This window comes from Streptomyces thermoviolaceus (genome assembly GCF_045209695.1).
Taxonomy (GTDB): domain Bacteria; phylum Actinomycetota; class Actinomycetes; order Streptomycetales; family Streptomycetaceae; genus Streptomyces; species Streptomyces thermoviolaceus.
Window position 1 is genome coordinate 1,341,133 of record NZ_CP109280.1, and the last position, 19,362, is coordinate 1,360,494.

Genomic DNA, 19,362 nt, shown 5'->3' on the forward strand with positions numbered 1-19,362 from the left:
GTGTGCGGATGCGGGCCGGGTCAGAGCGCGGCGGTCGGTGTGTAGGGCGCCAGGTCGGCCGCCAGCTCCTCGTGCACCCGGGCCTTGAGCAAGGTGCCCTCCGCGGTGTGCTCCTCGGAGATCACCTCGCCCTCGCTGTGGACGCGGGCGACCAGCTTGCCGTGGGTGTACGGCACCAGCGCCTCGATCTGCACGGCCGGGCGGGGCAGCTCGGCGTCGATCAGGGCGAGCAGCTCGGCGATGCCCTGTCCGGTGCGGGCGGAGACGGCGATGGACCGCTTCTCGATCCGCAGCAGCCGTTGCAGGGTCAGCGGGTCCGCCAGGTCGGCCTTGTTGATCACGACGATCTCGGGCACGTCGCCCGCGCCGACGTCGCGGATCACCTCGCGCACGGCGGCCAGCTGCTCCTCCGGGTCGGGGTGGGAGCCGTCCACCACGTGCAGGATCAGATCGGCGTCGCCGACCTCCTCCATGGTGGAGCGGAACGCCTCGACCAGGTGGTGCGGCAGGTGCCGGACGAATCCGACGGTGTCCGCCAGCGTGTACACCCGCCCGCTCGGGGTCTCGGCGCGCCGCACGGTCGGGTCCAGGGTCGCGAACAGGGCGTTCTCGACCAGGACGCCGGCGCCGGTGAGCCGGTTGAGCAGGGAGGACTTGCCAGCGTTGGTGTAACCGGCGATGGCGACGGACGGCACCTTGTTGCGGCGCCGCTCCTGACGCTTGATCTCGCGGCCGGTCTTCATCTCCGCGATCTCCCGGCGCATCTTCGCCATCTTCTCGCGGATCCGCCGCCGGTCCGTCTCGATCTTGGTCTCACCGGGACCGCGGGTGGCGAGGCCGCCGCGGCCACCGCCCATCTGCCGGGACAGCGACTGGCCCCAGCCGCGCAGCCTGGGCAGCATGTACTGCATCTGGGCGAGCGCGACCTGCGCCTTGCCCTCCCGGGACTTCGCGTGCTGGGCGAAGATGTCGAGGATCAGCGCGGTCCGGTCGATGACCTTGACCTTGACGACGTCCTCGAGATGGATCAGCTGGCCGGGGCTGAGCTCACCGTCGCAGATGACGGTGTCGGCGCCGGTCTCCAGCACGATGTCGCGCAGCTCGTCGGCCTTGCCGGAGCCGATGTAGGTGGCGGCGTCGGGCTTGTCGCGGCGCTGGATCACACCGTCGAGCACGACGGCGCCCGCCGTCTCGGCCAGGGCGGCCAGCTCGGCCAGGGAGTTCTCGGCGTCCTGCACGGTTCCCGAGGTCCACACGCCGACGAGGACGACCCGCTCCAGGCGGAGCTGGCGGTACTCGACCTCGGTGATGTCCTCGAGTTCGGTGGACAGACCGGCGACGCGGCGCAGGGCCGCCCGGTCCGAGCGGTCGAGCTGGTCGCCGTCCCGCTCGGTGTCGATCTCGTAGCTCCAGGCGACGTCCTCTTCCATCAGGGCATCGGCCCGAAGACCTGCGGGATAGCTGTGCGCGAGGCGCTTGGTGGCCTGGGAAGAGGAGGAAGAGGAGGTCATCGGTTCCTTACCGTCGTCGGGGTGCGGCTGCGGCCCGGGAGGCCGCCGGGCGGGACGGCACCGGATGCGGTGACTCCCGTCATACGGGACAACGCGCGCGCGTACCGGAGGATTCCCGGACGGGCCGCGCCGCCACGACGATGGTCGCACGGCACGGCCCGTCTCGTCACCGGGTTAATCGCCCATCCCGCCCGGGGCCCCGGGGTCCGCCGGTCACGGGCGCAGGGTGCGCTCCGTGGAGCCGGTGTGCCCCGCGGTCGTCGCCGGCTGGTCGGCCGGGGTCGGCTTCCAGTCGGGGTGGCCGGGCATCGGGGGTGTGGTCGCCCCGTACAGCCAGTCGTGGAAGAAGCCGCTCAGGTCGCGTCCGGCGATCGTGGAGGCCAGGCGCACGAAGTCCGCCGTGCCGGCGTTGGCGTCGCGGTGCTCGCGGACCCAGGCGCGTTCCAGGCGTTCGAAGGCCGGGCGGCCGATCTCCTGGCGCAGCGCGTACAGGACGAGCGCGGCGCCGTCGTAGACGTTGGGGCGGAAGATCCCGACCTTCTTGCCGGGCGCGGACGGCTTGGGCCGGGCGGGCGGCCCGCCGTCCCGCCGCCAGAGGTCGGAGGCGCCGTAGGCGGCCTTCATCCGCTCCTCGAGGGGTCGGTGCGCCTTCTCTTCGGCGTACAGGGCTTCGTACCAGGTGGCGTGTCCTTCGTTGAGCCAGAGGTCGGACCAGGTGCGCGGGGTGACGCTGTCGCCGAACCACTGGTGGGCCAGCTCGTGCACCATGACCGACTCGACGTACCACGCCGGGTAGTCGGGGTTGGTGAACAGGTGTTCCTCGAAGAGGGAGATGGTCTGTGTCTCCAGTTCGAAGCCGGTCTGGGCGGCGGCCGCGATCAGGCCGTAGGTCTCGAAGGGGTAGCGGCCGACCTTGCTCTCCATCCAGGCGATCTGGCCGGGGGTCTTGGCGAGCCAGGGTTCGAGGGCGGTGCGGTCCTCGGCGGGGACGACGTCGCGCAGGGGGAGCCCGTGCGGGCCCGGGCGGTGCAGCACGGCGGAGCGGCCGATGGAGACCTGGGCCAGTTCGGTGGCCATGGGGTGGCGGGTGCGGTAGGTCCAGGTGCGCGTCGCGCCGCTGCGGGTCGTTCCGACGGGCAGGCCGTTGGCCACGGCGGTGTACCCCTGGGGCACCGTGATCCGGAAGGTGAACAGCGCCTTGTCGGCGGGGTGGTCGTTGCACGGGAAGACCGTGTGGGCGGCGTCGGCCTGGTTGGCCAGGGCGAGCCCGTCCTCGGTGCGCACCCAGCCGCCTTCCCGGCCCTTGACGTCGCGGGGGTCGCTGGTGTGGCGGACGGTGATCCGCATCCGGTGGCGGGCGGGCAGCGGAGTACGCGGAGTCACCACGAGGTCCTCGCCGACCGTGGTGAAGGAGGCAGGCCGTCCGTCGACCGTGACGCTGTCGACCGTGCCGTGGGTGAAGTCCAGGTTCACCCGCTCCAGGGGCTCGGTCGTGCGGGCGTCGATCGTGGTCACGGCCCGCAGGGGGGTGGTGTTGTCGCCGGGGTAGGTCAGGGACAGGTCGTACGACGTCACGTCGTATCCGGGGTTGCCCAGGTACGGGTAGAGGGGGTCGCCGATGCCGAGCGGGGCGGGCGGAGCGCTCGCCCCGAGCAGCGCGGCCGAGACGGCGGTCGCGAGCACGGCCGTGCGCAGGCGGCGCCGCATCGCGGGCCTGGGGGCCGGAGCCGGTGACCGGCGTGCGGCCGGGGTCGCGGCGGACCTGGGGAACGGTGTGCACCGGGGTTGGTGGAGGCTACGCGGCATGCCCTCACGGCTATCAGCGCCGGGCGGCGCCACGGCGACGACGCGCGTTCGCCCCACCCGAACGGGTTCCTGGGCGCCCGGCCGAGCGCACACCCGCTCGATGCGCGGGGGCCGTTCGGCTGCGCGCAGTCAGCTCCCGTGCTGTGGTGCGGGTGCCTGGGCGCGGCGCACGTCGTAGACGCCGGGGACGTCGCGCATCGCCCGCATCAGGGCGGGCAGCCGGGCGGCGTCGGGGAGTTGGAGCGTGTAGGTGTGGTGGACGCGCTGCTGGGCGGGCGGGGCGACGGTGGCGGAGACGATCTCGACGCCTTCCCGGGCGATGGCCTCGGTGAGGTCGGCGAGCAGCCGCGGCCGGCCGAAGGACTCGGCGAGCAGCGTGACCCGGAACTCGGCGGCGTCGCCCCAGCGCACTCCGGCCTCGGTGCGGCCCGCGGCCTGCATCCGGGCGGCGGTGGGGCATTCGACGCGGTGCACGGTCACCGCGCCGTTGCGGACGACGAAGGCGGTGATGCGGTCGGGCGGCACGGGGGTGCAGCAGCCGGCGAGCCGGACGGCGGTGTGCGGCCGGTCGACGACGACGGCGTCGGCCGGGGCCGGCCTGCCGTGGTCCCTGCCGTGGGCCGGAGCTGTGCCGGCGGCCTTGTGCGGTGCGGGTCGCACCTCGCCGTGGGCGGAGAGGGCGTTCTCGGGGGTGCGGGCGGCGGCCTTGCTCCGGGGGGTGTCGTCGGCGGCGGCCGGGTGGGCGGCGAGCCACCGTTGGATGGCGATGCGCGCGGTGGGTGTCCGGGCGTGTTCCAGCCAGGCCCGGGAGGGTGCCGCGGCGGGGTCCTGGCCCATGAGCAGCTCGACGGTGTCGCCGTCCTTCAGCACGGTGCCCAGGGCGGCGAGGCGGCCGTTGACGCGGGCGCCGATGGCGGCGTGGGCGTCCTCCCCGTACTGCGCGTAGGCGGCGTCGATGCAGCTGGCGCCCTCCGGCAGGCCGAGCGAGGCTCCGTCGGGCCGGAAGACGGTGATCTCGTGGTCCTGGGCGAGGTCCTCGCGCAGCGTGGACCAGAAGGTGTCGGGGTCGGGTGCCTCCCGCTGCCAGGCGAGGAGGCGGGAGAGCCAGCCGGGGCGGGTGGGGTCGGCGCGTTCGCCGTCGCCGCCGGGCTGTTCGTCCGCACCGGCCGCGTACGGGTTGCCGAGAGCGACGACGCCCGCCTCGGCGACCTTGTGCATCCGGTGGGTGCGGATGAGGACCTCGACGACCTGGACGTCGCTGTCCCCGCTCGCCTCGTCACCTGCCCGAGGGTGGGCGACGGCGGTGTGCAGCGACTGGTAGAGATTGAACTTGGGGACGGCGATGAAGTCCTTGAACTCGGAGACGACCGGGGTCATGCAGGTGTGCAGTTCCCCGAGCACCGCGTAGCAGTCGGCGTCCTCGTTCACCAGCACCAGCAGCCTGCCGAAGTCGCAGCCGCGCAGCCGGCCGCGTTTGCGGGCGACGCGGTGCACGGACAGCACATGCCGGGGCCGTACCAGCACCTCGGCGGCGATGCCGGCCTCGCGCAGCACCCGGCGGACCTGTTCGGCGACCTCGGCGAGCGGGTCGTGCGGGCGGGCCGCGTTCTCGGCGATCAGCTCGCGGGTGCGGGCGTACTCCTCGGGGTGCAGGACCGCGAAGACCAGGTCCTCCAGTTCGGTCTTGAGCGCCTGTACGCCGAGCCGTTCGGCCAGCGGGATGAGGACGTCCCGGGTGACCCGGGCGATGCGGGCCTGTTTCTCCGGGCGCATCACGCCGAGGGTGCGCATGTTGTGCAGCCGGTCGGCGAGTTTGATCGACATCACCCGGACGTCGTTGCCGGTGGCGACGAGCATCTTGCGGAAGGTCTCGGGCTCGGCGGCGGCGCCGTAGTCGACCTTCTCCAGTTTGGTGACGCCGTCGACGAGGTAGCGCACCTCCGCGCCGAACTCCTCGCCGACCTGGTCGAGCGTCACCTCGGTGTCCTCGACGGTGTCGTGCAGCAGGGACGCCGTCAGGGTCGTGGTCTCGGCGCCGAGTTCGGCGAGGATCAGGGTGACGGCCAGGGGGTGCGTGATGTACGGCTCGCCGCTTTTGCGTTTCTGCCCGCGGTGCGAGGACTCGGCCAGCACATAGGCGCGGCGCAGCGGTTCGAGGTCGGCGTCGGGGAAGTGGGCGCGGTGGGCCTCGACGACGTGCCCGATGGCGTCGGGCAGCCGGTCGCGGGAGGTGGGGCCGAGCAGTGCCGCCCGGCCGAGGCGGCGCAGGTCGAGCCGTGGGCGGGTCCTCCTGCGGGGCGCCGCCGCCACCGGACCGGGGGGCGTGGAATTCGTGGCATCCGCACTCATGGGCACCTCCGGCTGCGTGGACCGGCGACCGGGCGCCCCAGGCGGTGCGGGGCACAGGGGTCGGCTGCGGGTCCCCCGTCCGGGCCGGTGCTTGATGCTATCGAGCCCGGCACGGCCGTCCGGCCGCCTCCCGGAGACCGTGAACCGGATCACCCGTCCGAGCGATGACCGCTGACGTGCACGGGGTTCGTGGTGCCTGACGGCCGGTCATTCCCCGCGCGGACACGGCCCTGTCGCTCCGGTGGTGTCCGGTCCCGGTCCTGCGTGCGCGCCCGTTCAGCGGACGGCCTCGTCCAGCCAGGCCCGGTCGAGCTCGCCCTCGGCGACGATCACCGCGGGGCCGGTCATCTCGATCTCGCCGTCGGGGCGTTCGGTGATGACGAGCCGTCCGCCGGGCACGTCCACCGTGTACGTCACCGGGGTGCCGGTGACGGCCGGGTCGGCGCCGTCGCGTCGGGCGGCGGCCACGGCCACCGCGCAGGCGCCGGTGCCGCAGGAGCGGGTCTCGCCGGAGCCGCGTTCGTGGACGCGCATCGCGACGTGCCGAGGGCCGCGGTCGACCACGAACTCGACGTTCACACCGTCCGGGTAGGCGGAGGCCGGACTGTACGCGGGCGGGGTGAGCAGGTCGCCGGCGTGCGCCAGGTCCTCGACGAAGGCGACCGCGTGCGGGTTGCCCATGTCGACGTTGCGGGCCGGCCAGCTGCGCTCGCCCACGCGCACCGTGACCTCCTGCTCGGGCAGCCGCGCCTTGCCCATGCCGACGGTGATGTCGCCGTCCTTGGCGAGATGGACGGTCTTCACGCCGCCGCGCGTGGCGATCGCGAGGTCGCCCGCGGTCGCGTGCCCGGCGCGCTGGAGGTAGCGGGCGAAGACGCGCACGCCGTTGCCGCACATCTCCGCGACCGAGCCGTCGCTGTTGCGGTAGTCCATGAACCACTCGGCCCGCGCCGCCATGGCGCGCGCCTCGGGGTGCGCGGCGGAGCGCACCACGTGCAGCACACCGTCGCCGCCGATGCCGGCACGCCGGTCGCACAGGGCCGCGACGGCGGCCGGGCTCAGGTCGACGGCGTTGTCCGGGTCGGGGACGATCACGAAGTCGTTCTCCGTGCCGTGCCCCTTGAGGAAGGCGATGCGGCTGCTCATGCCTCGATCGTACGGGGTCGCGGCGACGCCCCGCGGCCGCCGGTCCACCCCCTGGGACGGCGGTGCCGGCGCCGGCGGGGGTCCCTGGGTCAGCCGCGCAGCCGGGCCACCCGCCACACCGCCAGCGCCACGACGACGACGGCGAGCAGGACGTAGGCGCCGATCGCCCGCCAGTCGGGGCGGCGCTTGCTGCCGCGCGGCGCGAGGCCGGGCCAGGTGTATCCCACGCGGCGGGCGGCCATCATGCCCCAGCCGGCCGCGCAGGAGCAGATCAGCAGCCCCAGCATGGCGATCACCGCACCGCTGTCGCCGTCGAAGGCCAGCGGGAAGGCGAACATCAGCGAGCCGGCGGCGGCCAGGCCCACGATGGGGGCGAGCTGCCAGATGCGAAGCCGGCGCTGCGGGCGCAGCTCGACCTCGACCTCGGGTTCGTGGTAGGCGCCCTCGGGGTCCGGGCCGTCGGCGGTCACGCCGCCCGGCGGGTCGTCGTCGGGGCCGTCGGAGGTCAGCGAGTCCTCGAAGGCCGACACGTCGTCGGCGCCGAGCGGGGCCTCGTCCGGCTCCCGGCCGGCCTGCCGCAGGCCGGTGCGTTCGATGCCCTGTGCGCCGTGTGCGGTGTCGCGAGGGCCGGCCTCCATCGCCACGCGCCCTCCCAACTAGGACTCCACTTGGTCGATCGAAGCTCGATGATGGCACGGCCCCGCAGGCGCCGATGACGGCCTGGGCGTCCCGATGCCATCACGTGATCAGGCTGTTACCGGTCGTTCCACCAACGACAGAGCCAGGCGCGGAAGTTCCGACCGGTCCGCGGCGGCTCCGCTGAGCCAGTGCACGCGCGGGTCGCGCCGGAACCAGGAGTCCTGACGGCGCGCGAAACGCTTGGTGGCACGGACGGTCTCGGCACGCGCCTCCTCCAGGGTGCACTCCCCCGCGAGCGCCGCGAGCACCTGCTGGTATCCGAGCGCGCGCGAGGCCGTGCGCCCCTCGCGCAGGCCCTGCGCCTCCAGGGCGCGCACCTCGTCCACGAGCCCGGCCTCCCACATGCGGTCCACCCGGCGCGCGATGCGCTCGTCCAGCTCGGGGCGGGAGACGTCCACGCCGATCTGCACGGTGTCGTAGTAGGAGTCGTGCCCGGGAAGGGTGGCCGTGAAGGGGCGGCCGGTGATCTCGATCACTTCCAGGGCCCGGACGATGCGGCGGCCGTTGCTGGGCAGGATGGCCTGCGCGGCCTCCGGATCGGCGGCGGCCAGGCGGGCGTGCAGCACGCCGGAGCCGTGCCGGGCCAGCTCCTCCTCCAGCCGGGCCCGCACCTCGGGGTCGGTGCCGGGGAACTCCAGGTTGTCGACGGCGCCGCGCACGTACAGACCGGAGCCTCCGACCAGGATCGGCCAGCGCCCCTCGGCGAGCAGGGCGTCGATCCGCTGCCGGGCCAGCCGCTGGTACTCGGCCACGGAGGCGGTCTCGGTGACGTCCCAGATGTCCAGCAGGTGGTGCGGGACGCCGCCGCGCTCCTCGGGCGTCAGCTTCGCGGTGCCGATGTCCATCCCTCGGTAGAGCTGCATGGAGTCGGCGTTGACGACTTCGCCGCCGAGCTTCTGGGCCAGGAAGACACCCAGATCGGACTTTCCGGCCGCGGTGGGGCCGACGACGGCGATGACGCGGGGGGTGGGAGGTGCGCTGCTCACCGCACCAGTTTCGCAAACCTCACAGGGATCCCCCGAACGAGTGAGGTGACAGCACGGCCCGCAGGGGCGCCCCACGACGCGGGGCCGCGTGGCCACGGCCGGCCGGGGGACGGTGCGGACGCCGGGTGCACGGACACGGAGCGGACACACGAGGTTACGCGGGACACCGCGCGCACGAGTACTGTATGGAAATGATATGGGCGTTTCTGCGCGGCTCTTCCGGAGGCCGCAGGCGTGTCCCGGAGGCCCGATTCCCGGAGGCCGCAGTCGGAGAAGGTCCCGGCCCCGGGATACCGGCCGGCGAGGGCGCCCGTACGTGACGGTCCCGCCAGGGAAGGGTGAACCATGGGTCTGCTGGACAACGTGAAGGCCAAGCTCGGCCCGGCCAAGGAGAAGGTGTCGGACCTCGCGCAGCGGCACGGGGGTTCGATCGAGCACGGCCTGGACAAGGCCGCCAGGATGGTCGACGAAAAGACCAAGGGCAAATACAGCGACAGGATCCACGCGGGCACGGGCAAGGCGAAGGAGGCCGTGGAGCGGCTCGCCCACCGCGGCGGGACGGGCCCGGACACCGGCACGGCGCCGGGCGGCCCCCGGACCCAGACGCCGCCCGAACCGCCCCAGGGGCAGCCGCCCGTGTCGTGACCGCGGGTACGACGGCGTGGAGGCACGACACGGCAACGGCCGGGAGCATCTCTCCCGGCCGTTCGGTCGTGTGGTGCCGCCTGCGCCGGGTCAGGACCAGGTGGCGACCAGGTAGCCGACGCCGTAGGGAGCCTCGTCGTAGTGCAGGGCGCCGGTGAGGCCGGCGCCCTCGGCGGCGCCCGCGAGGACCTGCCAGCAGGCGCGGCCGGAGGCCTTCAGCTCGCGGGCCAGACCCGGGTCGAGGGCGGCGAGCGCCGCGATGTCGGCCGCGCCGAGTGCCCGGGCGACCTCGGCGTCGAAGGGTTCGGCCCGCGGGTCCAGGTAGCCGGGCGCCTTGACCGAGCGGCAGGCGCTGGCGTCGCCCATGACCAGCAGCGCCGTCCGCCCGGGGGCGGCGGCCAGCTCCCGGCCCACGGCCAGGCACTGCTCGGGGGACTGTGTCTCGTCCACGCCCAGCGCCTCGACGGGAGCGTCGGGCCGGCCGCTGTGCTCCAGCAGCCAGGCCGCGACCGCGAGCGACGGCGGCAGCGTCCGCGCGGCCGCCTGCGGGGTGCCGCCCCGGCCGAGCCGGACCTCGAGATCCACGCCGAACCCGCGGAAGGAGCCGCGGGCGCCCTCCGGCCGACGCCCGGCCTCGGAAGCGTCGGCGGGTCCGACGACGACCAGCCGGTCCGGGCGGGCGGCCGCGAGCACGCCCAGCGCGTCCGCGCACGCCTTCCGGGCCGCGTCCAGTTCGGGTGCGGCACCCGCGGCGACGGCGGGCACGAGCAGCGGCGGGCAGGGGCAGACTGCGGCGGCGACAAGCATGATCGGCAGCGTAACGCAGCCGCGTCCGGCCGCGGCTGCGGCTCAGTCGCAGCCGCAGCCGCTCGCGACGGCGGGCAGCGGCTCGGGGACGCCGACCTTGGGCAGGCCCAGCATGACACCGGCGGGCTTGGCGGCCTCGGCGGCGTTGCGCTTCTCCCAGGCGTCACCGGCGCGGGTGCGGCGCACGTCGAGGACCGGGCCCTCGGCGAGCAGGTGGTGCGGGGCGGCGTAGGTGACCTCGACGGTGACCACGTCGCCGGGACGCACCTGCTGCTCCGGCTTGGTGAAGTGGACCAGGCGGTTGTCGGGGGCGCGGCCGGACAGACGGTGGGTGGTGTCGTCCTTGCGGCCCTCGCCCTCGGCGACCATCAGCTCCAGCGTCCGGCCGACCTGCTTCTTGTTCTCCTCCCAGGAGATCTGCTCCTGCAGCGCGACGAGCCGCTCGTAGCGCTCCTGCACGACCTCCTTGGGCACCTGGTCGTCCATCTCGGCGGCCGGGGTGCCCGGGCGCTTGGAGTACTGGAAGGTGAAGGCCTGCGCGAACCGGGCCTCGCGCACCACGTGCAGCGTCTGCTCGAAGTCCTCGTCGGTCTCGCCGGGGAAGCCCACGATGATGTCGGTGGTGATCGCGGCGTCCGGGATGGCCGCCCGGACCTTCTCGATGATCCCCAGGTAGCGCTCCTGCCGGTAGGAGCGGCGCATCGCCCGGAGGATCGCGTCCGAGCCGGACTGCAGCGGCATGTGCAGCTGCGGCATGACGTTCGGGGTCTCGGCCATGGCGGCGATCACGTCGTCGGTGAAGTCGCGCGGGTGCGGGGAGGTGAAGCGGACCCGCTCCAGGCCGTCGATCTTCCCGCAGGCCCGCAGCAGCTTGCTGAACGCCTCGCGGTCGCCGATGTCGGAGCCGTAGGCGTTGACGTTCTGCCCGAGCAGGGTGATCTCGGAGACACCTTCGGCGACCAGGGCCTCGACCTCGGCGAGGATGTCGCCGGGCCGGCGGTCCTTCTCCTTGCCGCGCAGCGCGGGCACGATGCAGAAGGTGCAGGTGTTGTTGCAGCCGACCGAGATGGACACCCAGGCGGCGTAGGCGCTCTCGCGGCGCGTCGGCAGCGTCGAGGGGAACGCCTCCAGTGACTCGGCGATCTCGACCTGCGCCTCCTGCTGGACCCGGGCGCGCTCCAGCAGCACGGGCAGCTTGCCGATGTTGTGCGTGCCGAAGACGACGTCCACCCAGGGCGCCTTCTTCACGATGGTGTCGCGGTCCTTCTGCGCCAGACAGCCGCCGACCGCGATCTGCATCCCGGGGCGCTTGGCCTTCTTCGGCGCGAGGTGACCGAGGTTGCCGTAGAGCCGGTTGTCCGCGTTCTCGCGGACGGCACAGGTGTTGAACACGACGACGTCGGCCTCGCCGTCGGAGCCCTCCGGGGCCCGTACGTAGCCGGCCTCCTCGAGCAGCCCGGCCAGCCGCTCGGAGTCGTGGACGTTCATCTGGCACCCGTAGGTGCGGATCTCATAGGTGCGAGTGACGCCCACTTCTTGGCTCCGGTCGATGCTGCTCATGCCACAAGGGTAGGCGCTCGCGGAAGTGCTCCCGGACGGCAGGCGGCGACCGGCGGGAGACCGGCCCGCACACGGCCTCCCTCACCCTCCCGGGCGGCCCGGCGGGCACCGGTCCGGAACACGTCCGGTGCGGATCAGGCGGCGCCGGCGGCCCTGCGGGAGCGCATGTGTCTCACCTCGGCGATGCTGCCGCCGGCGCGGCCCGTGTCGCCCGCGTGCATGCTGCACCAGTGCGCGCAGTGTTGCGGGACTGGTCGTGGAAGACCCACCGCCGGTCCGGGCAGGCCCTGAGCCGTCGCCGGCGCCCGTCGCGCACCAGCTCGACGGCGATCCGCAGCAGTTCGTCCACCGGTGCGGCGGCACCGCGGAGGACGAGTGCGCCGTTCTCGATGCGTGCCGTCTGCGGGTGTGCGGTCAGCCACGCGTCGAGCCGTGACGTTCCCCGCTCTTCCACGTCGGCGCGCGGATCGTCGCGCAGCCGGACGAGGTCCGCCGTCTGCCGCGGCCCTTCGGGCAGCGGGGGCCGACGGCCGACGGCTGACGGCTGACGGCTGACGGCTGCGATCGTCGCGACACGGCCGCCGGGTGGTGCGGGTGATCACACGGACCTCCCCAGAATGGGGCGAAAGGCGCGAAAAACCTCTGGTGTTCCCCGTCGCGTCGGCGCCTCCCGGACCGGACAGGTGACTGTGATGCAGCTTCGTGAAGCTCTCGGATCCTCGGCGCGGCAGGAGCGCCCGGACGGTGCCCTGCGCGCGTGGTTGCTGCACCCGGCCGGTGCGGTTCCGGTGGCCGTCCTCGCCGTGGTCCTGCTGGCGCGCGTCGCACAGGTGGCGGCCGTCTCGGCGCAGGGAGGCATGGACAACGCCTTCGTCGTGCACGCCGGGCGGGTCTGGCTCGACGGCGGCGCCCCGTACGCCGACCGGCGCTTTCTGTACCTGCCGAGTGCCGTGCTGTTCGCCGCCGCGCAGGCGGTGCTGCCGGCGCCGGTGCTGCGGGTGGGCGCGCCGGTGGTGTGCGCGGGGCTGGTCGCGGGCGGCTGGTGGTGCGCGCTGCGGCTGTTCCGGGTGCCGGCGCGCAGCAGGTTCGCGGTGCTCGGCCTGCTCGGCCTGGTGCTGTGCTGGGCCCCGGTCGGGGACCTGATGGAGCTGGGGAACTGGACCGCGGCCGGTGTCGCCGCGCTGTCCGCGGCGTTGCTGCTGGCGGATCGCGGGAGGTGGACGGCGGCCGGGGTGGTGCTCGGGGTGTCCGTGGCGGTCAAGCCGCTGGTGGTGCCGGTCGTCCTTCTGCTGGTGATGGCCCGGCGGTGGCGGGCGCTGGCCTGGGCGGTGGGGGTGCCGTCGGTGCTGTGTGCGGGCGCGGCGCTGGTGATGCCGGACCCCGGCGGGTTCTTCACCCGCACGCTGCCCTTCCTGCTGCGGGGCGGGGACGCGATGATGCGGCCGTTCGACTGCTCTCTGCCGGCGGTGCTGCCCCGGCTCGGGGTGCCGCAGGCCGCGGCGGTGACGGTGGCGTCGGCCGCGGCGGCCGCCGGCGTGGTGTGCGCGTGGTGGCGCTGGCGGCGGGCGGACGACGGACCCGGGCGGCTCGCCGAGACCGCGGCGATGCTGATGCTGGCCTCGTACCTGGTGTCCCGGCCCGCCTACGAGCACTATCTCGTCGTCGTGGTGCCGCTGCTGGCCGCCGGGGCGCTGCGGGCCGGCGCGGCGGCGCGCTCACCGTGGTTCTGGGCGGCGCTCGTCCCGCAGGTGCCGGGCCTCGCCGTTCCCCTGCTGGACGTCTCGACGCGGCGCGCGTTCAAGGACGCGGTCGCCCTGTGCGGGCTGGCGCTGGTGCTGGCCGTGCGCTGTGTGCGGGCGCCGTCGCGGCCGGGGCGGCAGGAGGACCCGGAGGCCGAGCTGTCCGCCCCGGTGCCCTGAGCCGGCCCCTGGCCCCTGGTCAGGCACCGTCCGCGGCACCGGACTCCCCGCACCTGCGGCCGCGGGAGCGTCGTCGGGCACCCAGCCCTGCCGGCGCAGCACGGCGCCGACGTCGGGCGCCCGGTAGTGCTCGCCCTTGAGCACCTTGCCGTCGGCCCGGCGCACGACCTGGCCCTCGGGGCCGAGCTTGCTCATGTTGGCGCGGTGGATCTCCGCGATCACCTCGTCCAGGTCGATGCCGTGGACCAGGGCGGTGCCGTAGGCGACGTAGACCACGTCGGCCAGTTCGTGGGCCAGCCGGTCCAGCGGGCCGGTGGCGACCTCGGCGGCCTCGGCCGCCTCCTCGGCGAGCAGCTCGCCCCGGTGTGCGGCGAGCTGCGGCGGCACCTGCTGCGGCGTGGTGCGTACGTCGAGCCCGAAGGCCCGGTGGAACTCGCGGACGTAGTCGGCGGGCGAGGTGCTCATGGCGGGATCGTAGCCGCGGCCCGCGCCGGGACGTCAGGGCGTATCCGGTCGGGCTGTGCGCACCCTGGTCGGGGCATGCGCTCCCTGGTCGATTCGCACGCATCCTGGTGGGTCCGTCCGCACGCTGGTCGGTCCGCACCCTGGTCAGCGGACGTGTGGGGCTGGCAGGATCGCGCGCATGTCCACGGTGTTCCGTTCGATCGGCCGCCGCCGCGGGATGCAGGCCGCGGCGGTGGGTGCCGTGGTCCTCGGGCTGCTGCTGTGGTGGCTGCTGTCGCTGGGCGAGGACCCGCCCGGCGGGACGATCACGCTCAGCACCGGCACCCGGCGCGGTGTGTACCAGGAGTACGGGGAGCGGCTGCGCACCGCGTTCGCCAAGAACATGCCGGGACTGAAGGTGCGGCTGCTGACCAGTGACGGCTCGCAGGAGAACGTGGAGCGGGTGGCGACCGGCAGGGCCGACTTCGCCATCACGGCGGCCGACGCGGTGGAGACGTACGAGCTGGAGCACGGTCCGGGCGCGGACACGCTGCGGGGCGTCGCCCGTCTGTACGACGACTACATGCACCTCGTCGTCCCGCGGGACTCCCCCGTCCGCTCGCTCGCCGACCTGCGGGGCAAACGGGTGGTCGTGGGGCCGCCGGAGTCGGGGGTGCGGCTGATCGCGGAGCGGCTGCTGCGGGTGTCCGGGATCGACCCCGACCGGGACGTCGTGCCGCTGGCGGACGGCATCGACACCGGGCCGGGACGGCTGCGGCGGGGCGAGGCCGACGCCATGTTCTGGTCGGGCGGGCTGCCGACGGACGGGCTGACGCGGCTGGCGAAGACGTTCGCGTACCGGTTCGTCCCGATCGAGGGTGACGTGGTGGCCCGGCTGCACGCACAGGGCGGTGCGACACGCTACTACCGCGCCACCAACATGCCGGAGTCGGCGTATCCGACGATCCAGCAGGGCGCCACGGTGCCGACCATCGCCGTGTCCAACATTCTCATCACCCGCGCGGACATGGACGAGCGGCTCACCGAGTGGCTGACCCGCACCGTGATCGACAGCCGTGACCGCATCGGGGCGCATGTGCACTCGGCCCAGCTGGTCGATCTGCGCACCGCGATCTACACCGACCCGCTGGTGCTGCACGAGGGGGCACGCCGGTACTACCGGTCCGTCAAGCCGTGAGCCTTGCACGGAGTCGGCACGCCGGCTCCGTGCGCCCGGGAACGGACCGCGCGATCTGCGGTCCTCGGTTCCCGGCTCCGCCCACGGCTTCAGGTTTCCGGCTCCATGCGCGGCTTCAGGTTCCCGGCTCCGTGCGCGGCACCGTCACCGTGACCTTCAGGCCGTGCGGCTCCTCGGCGCGGTGGTGGGCGAAGGTGATGCTGCCGCCGCCCGCGGCCAGCAGGGCCCGGCAGATGGACAGGCCGAGGCCGGAGCCCTTGACGTTCTGGTGACGACTGCTGCGCCAGAACCGGTCGCCGATCCGGGCGAGTTCCTCGTCGGTGAGGCCGGGGCCGTGGTCGGCGACGACGACCGTCGAGCGGTCCCCGCTGCCGTTGACCGTCACCTCGACGCGCTCGCCGCGCGGGGTGAACTTCACCGCGTTGTCGATCACCGCGTCCAGCGCGGAGGACAGCGCCACCGGGTCGGCCCAGGCGGTGGTGGCCGGGCAGCTGCCCACCAGGCGCACTCCCTTGGCCTCGGCGGCGGGCGTCCAGGCCGCCACCCGTTCCGCGGTCAGTTCACCGATGTCGATGAGCTGAAGGTCGGCCTCCGCGTGCTCGGCGAGCGCCAGATCCAGCAGGTCGTCCAACACCTGGGCCAGGCGCTTGCCCTCGGCGCGCACCGACTGGATCTCCTCGTGGTCCTCGGGCAGGTCGAGCGCGAGCAGGTCGATGCGCAGCAGCAGCGCGGCGAGCGGGTTGCGCAGCTGGTGCGAGGCGTCGGCGACAAAGGCGCGCTGCTGCTCCAGCACGTTCTCGACGTTGTCCGCCATCTCGTTGAAGGAGCGGGCCAGCCGCCGCAGTTCCGGCGGGCCGCCGGCCTCCGCCACACGGGACTTGAGCCGGCCGGTGGCGATGTCGTGGGTGGTGGCGTCCAGCACGCGCACGGGGCGCAGCACCCAGCCGGTCAGGCGCAGGGCGGCGCCGACGGCGACCAGCATCGCCACCGTCTCGCCCAGGCCCAGGATCAGCCAGCCGTGCAGGATGCGGGCACGCATCTGCCCGGTGGGCGAGTCGGTGACGACGACCGCGGCCACGTCGCCGTCCCGGATGACGGGCGAGGCGACGACGAGCCGCCCGCGCTGCCAGGGCCAGACCTGGCTGGGGTCGTGGCTGCGCCGGCTGAGCAGCGCCTCGTCGAAGGCGGCACGCACCTCGCCCCCGGCAGGCAGGGCCCAGTCGTCCGGGGCGTTGGCCATGGGCGCGCCGGAGCGGTAGAAGACCCCGGCGCGGATGCCGTAGACGTCGTGATAGCTGGCGAGTTCGCGCCGGAGGGTCTCCAGGCGTTCGTCGGGGACCGTCTGCCGGGAGCCGGTGGGGCGGTCGGTGACGAACTGGGCGAGCGCGGCGAAGCGTGCCGTGTCGTCGATGCGGTCGACGACGACCCGCTGCTGCTGGGCGGACGCCATGCTGAGGGCCAGCGGGACGCCGAGGGCCAGGAGCACCGCCGCCATCAGCACGATGAGCAGCGGCAGCAGACGAGCGCGCACGCCTGCCCGCTAGACGGCCGGCGCGACGAGGCGGTAGCCGACGCCGCGGACGGTCTCGATCAGGGCCGGCACGCGCAGTTTGGAGCGCAGGGAGGCGACATGCACCTCCAGGGTGCGGCCGGTGCCCTCCCAGCTGGTGTGCCACACCTCGCTGATGATCTGCTCCCGCCGGAAGACCACGCCCGGACGCTGGGCCAGAAGCGCCAGCAGATCGAACTCCTTGCGGGTGAGCTGGACGACCGTGCCGTCCACGCTGACGCGCCGGGTGGGCAGTTCGATGCGGACCGGGCCGAAGCGCAGCGTGCTCTGCGCGCCGCTGCCGGTGTCCTCGTGGGCGGTGCGGCGGCTGACGGCGTGGATGCGGGCGAGCAGCTCCCCGGTGTCGTAGGGCTTGACGACGTAGTCGTCGGCGCCGAGATTGAGGCCGTGGATGCGCGAGCGCACATCGGAACGGGCGGTGACCATGATCACCGGGGTGCTGGTGCGCCTGCGTATCTTGCTGCAGACCTCGTAGCCGTCCTGGTCGGGCAGGCCGAGGTCGAGCAGGATCACCCCGAAGGGAGCGCCGGCCGGGACGAGTGCCTGCAGGGCCTCCTGGCCGCTGCGGGCGTGCGTGACCTCGAAACCGTGCCGGGTCAGGACCGCGGACAGGGCCGCCGCGACGCGGTCGTCGTCCTCGACGAGCAGCAGTCTCACTCCGACCCCCTTCCGTTCATCCGTCGTTCCCCTGCGACGCGCATGGTGCAAAAGCGCAGGAAGTGCGCAGGGCGCGTACACCGGGCACGCGTGCGCCCACCCTGGCAGTCACGCCGATGGACGAGCACCGCGTCAAGAGGCTTCCGGGGGCGCACTTCCGGTCGTTATCCAGCCGGTACGCGCTCCGTGCGGAGGCATGACCCGGCGTGTCCGTCCGCTACCGGATCGTGATGCTCAGATCTTTCTCAGATGGGGTGACGCAGGTCGCGCGGCTGGTTACTGTCCCTCGAAACCGAGGAGGACGGAGCCTGTAAGCGATGACCGCAGTTTCGGTGGCCAAGGAAGACGTGGCCGCGAGCAACGATCTGGTCGTCCTGAAGAGCGTCAACAAGCACTTCGGCGCGTTGCACGTGCTCCAGGACATCGACCTGACGATCTCCCGCGGCGAGGTCGTCGTGGTCATCGGGCCCTCGGGGTCCGGGAAGTCCACCCTGTGTCGCACGATCAATCGTCTGGAGACCATCGATTCCGGCTCGATCACCATCGACGGAAAGCCGCTGCCCCAGGAGGGCAAGGAGCTGGCCCGGCTGCGTGCCGACGTCGGGATGGTGTTCCAGTCCTTCAATCTCTTCGCGCACAAGACCGTGCTGGAGAACGTGACGCTCGGCCAGATCAAGGTCCGCCGGCGGGACAAGAAGACGGCCGAGGAGCGGGCCCGGGCGCTGCTGGACCGGGTGGGCGTGGGCGCGCAGGCCGACAAGTACCCCGCGCAGCTCTCCGGTGGCCAGCAGCAGCGTGTGGCCATCGCACGGGCCCTGGCCATGGAGCCGAAGGTCATGCTCTTCGACGAGCCGACCTCCGCGCTGGACCCGGAGATGATCAACGAGGTGCTGGAGGTCATGCAGCAGCTCGCCCGGGACGGCATGACGATGATCGTCGTCACCCATGAGATGGGCTTCGCCCGGTCGGCCGCGAACCGGGTGGTCTTCATGGCCGACGGCCGGATCGTCGAACAGGCGACCCCGGACCAGTTCTTCAGCAACCCGCGCAGCGACCGGGCCAAGGACTTCCTGTCCAAGATCCTGCACCACTGACGCCTCCCGAGGTACACGGACGGCGTCCCGTCCCCTCCCGCGGCGACGCCGTCACCCGCCCCGCCTCGTGCGGGCCCCGACTCCTCACCTCAGCAAAGGACACGCAGCATGAAGCTCCGCAAGGTCACCGCCGCCTCGGCCGTCGTGCTCGCCCTCGCCGTGACCGCCACGGCCTGCGGCTCGAGCGACGACAAGGACTCCGGTTCGTCCGGCGGCGGCAAGAAGATCGCCATCGGCATCAAGTTCGACCAGCCGGGCATCGGCCAGAAGACCCCGCAGGGCTACACCGGCTTCGACGTGGACGTGGCCAAGTACGTCGCCAAGAAGCTCGGCTACGACGAGGACCAGATCCAGTGGAAGGAGGCCAAGAGCGCCGACCGCGAGACCATGCTGCAGCGCGGTGACGTGCAGTTCATCGCCGCCTCCTACTCGATCACCCCGGAGCGCGAGGAGAAGGTCGACTTCGCCGGGCCCTACCTGCTGGCCCACCAGGACGTCCTGGTCCGCGCCGACGACGACTCCATCAAGTCGCCGGCCGACCTCAACAGCAAGAAGCTCTGCTCGGTGACCGGCTCGACCTCGGCGCAGAACGTCAGGGACAAGCTGGCGCCCAAGGCGAACCTGCTGAAGTACCCGACCTACTCGGCGTGTCTGACCGGTCTGCAGAACAAGGCCGTCGACGCGCTGACCACGGACGACTCGATCCTCGCCGGGTACGCCTCCCAGGACCAGTTCAAGGGCAAGTTCAAGCTGGGCGGCCTCAAGATGACCAACGAGAACTACGGCATCGGCGTCAAGAAGGGCAGCGACCTCAAGGACAAGATCAACAAGGCCCTCGAGGAGATGGTCGCGGACGGTTCCTGGGAGAAGGCCGTGCAGGCCAACTTCGGCCCCGCGAACTACCAGTACGAGCCGGCCCCGAAGATCGGCGACGTCAAGTCCTGACCCGGCACCGCGGGTGCGCCGTCCTC

At 73.1% G+C, this 19,362-nt stretch carries 15 protein-coding genes and 1 pseudogene; 5 read left to right on the top strand and 11 right to left on the bottom strand.

Going from position 1 to position 19,362, the window contains the following annotated elements:
* Positions 1-20 precede the first annotated feature (20 nt).
* The 6 genes from hflX to miaA all read right to left on the bottom strand — a co-directional run bounded on the left by hflX (position 21) and on the right by miaA (position 8,497).
* Positions 21-1,511, bottom strand: coding sequence for a GTPase HflX (gene hflX, locus OG899_RS05865; protein WP_168130805.1), 1,491 nt, complete (start codon positions 1,509-1,511; stop codon positions 21-23).
* A gap of 213 nt (positions 1,512-1,724) precedes the next feature.
* Complete coding sequence (locus tag OG899_RS05870) at positions 1,725-3,218, bottom strand: M1 family metallopeptidase (RefSeq protein WP_168130804.1); 1,494 nt, start codon at positions 3,216-3,218, stop codon at positions 1,725-1,727.
* Positions 3,219-3,446: 228 nt separating this feature from the next.
* Entirely contained in the window at positions 3,447-5,666 is a 2,220-nt protein-coding gene (locus OG899_RS05875) for a bifunctional (p)ppGpp synthetase/guanosine-3',5'-bis(diphosphate) 3'-pyrophosphohydrolase (RefSeq protein ID WP_189428168.1), read from the bottom strand.
* A 276-nt stretch (positions 5,667-5,942) separates the two neighbouring features.
* Complete coding sequence (gene dapF, locus OG899_RS05880) at positions 5,943-6,812, bottom strand: diaminopimelate epimerase (RefSeq protein ID WP_125498163.1); 870 nt, start codon at positions 6,810-6,812, stop codon at positions 5,943-5,945.
* 89 nt (positions 6,813-6,901) lie between these two features.
* Complete coding sequence (locus OG899_RS05885) at positions 6,902-7,450, bottom strand: hypothetical protein (RefSeq protein WP_168130899.1); 549 nt, start codon at positions 7,448-7,450, stop codon at positions 6,902-6,904.
* A gap of 108 nt (positions 7,451-7,558) precedes the next feature.
* Positions 7,559-8,497 (bottom strand): tRNA (adenosine(37)-N6)-dimethylallyltransferase MiaA, encoded by a 939-nt coding sequence (gene miaA, locus OG899_RS05890; RefSeq protein ID WP_125498164.1) that lies wholly within the window; start codon positions 8,495-8,497, stop codon positions 7,559-7,561.
* A gap of 345 nt (positions 8,498-8,842) precedes the next feature.
* On the opposite strand from miaA, the gene OG899_RS05895 reads away from it, so the two are divergent.
* Complete coding sequence (locus OG899_RS05895; RefSeq protein ID WP_168130802.1) at positions 8,843-9,142, top strand: antitoxin; 300 nt, start codon at positions 8,843-8,845, stop codon at positions 9,140-9,142.
* A 90-nt stretch (positions 9,143-9,232) separates the two neighbouring features.
* Here OG899_RS05895 and OG899_RS05900 read toward each other — a convergent pair whose 3' ends face one another.
* Both OG899_RS05900 and miaB read right to left on the bottom strand, forming a co-directional pair.
* On the bottom strand, positions 9,233-9,949 hold the full coding sequence (locus OG899_RS05900; RefSeq protein WP_125498166.1) for a class III extradiol dioxygenase subunit B-like domain-containing protein: 717 nt from the start codon (positions 9,947-9,949) through the stop codon (positions 9,233-9,235).
* A 42-nt stretch (positions 9,950-9,991) separates the two neighbouring features.
* Positions 9,992-11,509, bottom strand: a complete 1,518-nt coding sequence (miaB, locus tag OG899_RS05905; protein WP_125498167.1) for a tRNA (N6-isopentenyl adenosine(37)-C2)-methylthiotransferase MiaB — start codon at positions 11,507-11,509, stop codon at positions 9,992-9,994.
* 692 nt (positions 11,510-12,201) lie between these two features.
* Between miaB and OG899_RS05910 the strand changes: the two genes are divergently transcribed.
* Positions 12,202-13,428 (top strand): glycosyltransferase 87 family protein, encoded by a 1,227-nt coding sequence (locus OG899_RS05910; RefSeq protein WP_125498170.1) that lies wholly within the window; start codon positions 12,202-12,204, stop codon positions 13,426-13,428.
* Positions 13,429-13,494: 66 nt separating this feature from the next.
* Here the strand turns inward: OG899_RS05910 and OG899_RS05915 are convergent.
* Positions 13,495-13,893, bottom strand: a pseudogene (locus OG899_RS05915) (MazG nucleotide pyrophosphohydrolase domain-containing protein); the annotation flags it as partial.
* Between the two features lie 178 nt (positions 13,894-14,071).
* Here OG899_RS05915 and OG899_RS05920 point away from each other — a divergent pair.
* Positions 14,072-15,070: a TAXI family TRAP transporter solute-binding subunit gene (locus tag OG899_RS05920; protein ID WP_125498172.1), complete on the top strand. Its 999-nt coding sequence runs from the start codon at positions 14,072-14,074 to the stop codon at positions 15,068-15,070.
* A gap of 115 nt (positions 15,071-15,185) precedes the next feature.
* Here OG899_RS05920 and OG899_RS05925 read toward each other — a convergent pair whose 3' ends face one another.
* Together OG899_RS05925 and OG899_RS05930 are read right to left on the bottom strand one after the other, a co-directional pair.
* Positions 15,186-16,601: a HAMP domain-containing sensor histidine kinase gene (locus OG899_RS05925; RefSeq protein WP_125498173.1), complete on the bottom strand. Its 1,416-nt coding sequence runs from the start codon at positions 16,599-16,601 to the stop codon at positions 15,186-15,188.
* A 9-nt stretch (positions 16,602-16,610) separates the two neighbouring features.
* Entirely contained in the window at positions 16,611-17,297 is a 687-nt protein-coding gene (locus OG899_RS05930; protein WP_125498174.1) for a response regulator transcription factor, read from the bottom strand.
* A gap of 317 nt (positions 17,298-17,614) precedes the next feature.
* Here OG899_RS05930 and OG899_RS05935 point away from each other — a divergent pair, with 317 nt between their 5' ends.
* Both OG899_RS05935 and OG899_RS05940 read left to right on the top strand, forming a co-directional pair.
* The gene (locus OG899_RS05935; RefSeq protein WP_125498175.1) at positions 17,615-18,391 is read left to right on the top strand and encodes an amino acid ABC transporter ATP-binding protein; all 777 of its coding nucleotides are present in this window, start codon (positions 17,615-17,617) and stop codon (positions 18,389-18,391) included.
* A gap of 108 nt (positions 18,392-18,499) precedes the next feature.
* A complete protein-coding gene (locus OG899_RS05940) occupies positions 18,500-19,336 on the top strand; it encodes a glutamate ABC transporter substrate-binding protein (protein ID WP_168130800.1) in 837 nt (278 codons plus the stop codon).
* Positions 19,337-19,362: the final 26 nt, after the last annotated feature.

Bases quoted from the DNA above. Each gene is read 5' to 3' on its own strand.
- dapF (WP_125498163.1), bottom strand. From the start codon at position 6,812: ATGAGCAGCCGCATCGCCTTCCTCAAGGGGCACGGCACGGAGAACGAC.
- OG899_RS05875 (WP_189428168.1), bottom strand. From the start codon at position 5,666: ATGAGTGCGGATGCCACGAATTCCACGCCCCCCGGTCCGGTGGCGGCG.
- OG899_RS05900 (WP_125498166.1), bottom strand. From the start codon at position 9,949: ATGCTTGTCGCCGCCGCAGTCTGCCCCTGCCCGCCGCTGCTCGTGCCC.
- OG899_RS05910 (WP_125498170.1), top strand. From the start codon at position 12,202: ATGCAGCTTCGTGAAGCTCTCGGATCCTCGGCGCGGCAGGAGCGCCCG.
- OG899_RS05940 (WP_168130800.1), top strand. From the start codon at position 18,500: ATGAAGCTCCGCAAGGTCACCGCCGCCTCGGCCGTCGTGCTCGCCCTC.
- OG899_RS05935 (WP_125498175.1), top strand. From the start codon at position 17,615: ATGACCGCAGTTTCGGTGGCCAAGGAAGACGTGGCCGCGAGCAACGAT.
- OG899_RS05870 (WP_168130804.1), bottom strand. From the start codon at position 3,218: ATGCGGCGCCGCCTGCGCACGGCCGTGCTCGCGACCGCCGTCTCGGCC.
- hflX (WP_168130805.1), bottom strand. From the start codon at position 1,511: ATGACCTCCTCTTCCTCCTCTTCCCAGGCCACCAAGCGCCTCGCGCAC.
- OG899_RS05895 (WP_168130802.1), top strand. From the start codon at position 8,843: ATGGGTCTGCTGGACAACGTGAAGGCCAAGCTCGGCCCGGCCAAGGAG.
- OG899_RS05920 (WP_125498172.1), top strand. From the start codon at position 14,072: ATGTCCACGGTGTTCCGTTCGATCGGCCGCCGCCGCGGGATGCAGGCC.
- miaB (WP_125498167.1), bottom strand. From the start codon at position 11,509: ATGAGCAGCATCGACCGGAGCCAAGAAGTGGGCGTCACTCGCACCTAT.
- OG899_RS05885 (WP_168130899.1), bottom strand. From the start codon at position 7,450: ATGGAGGCCGGCCCTCGCGACACCGCACACGGCGCACAGGGCATCGAA.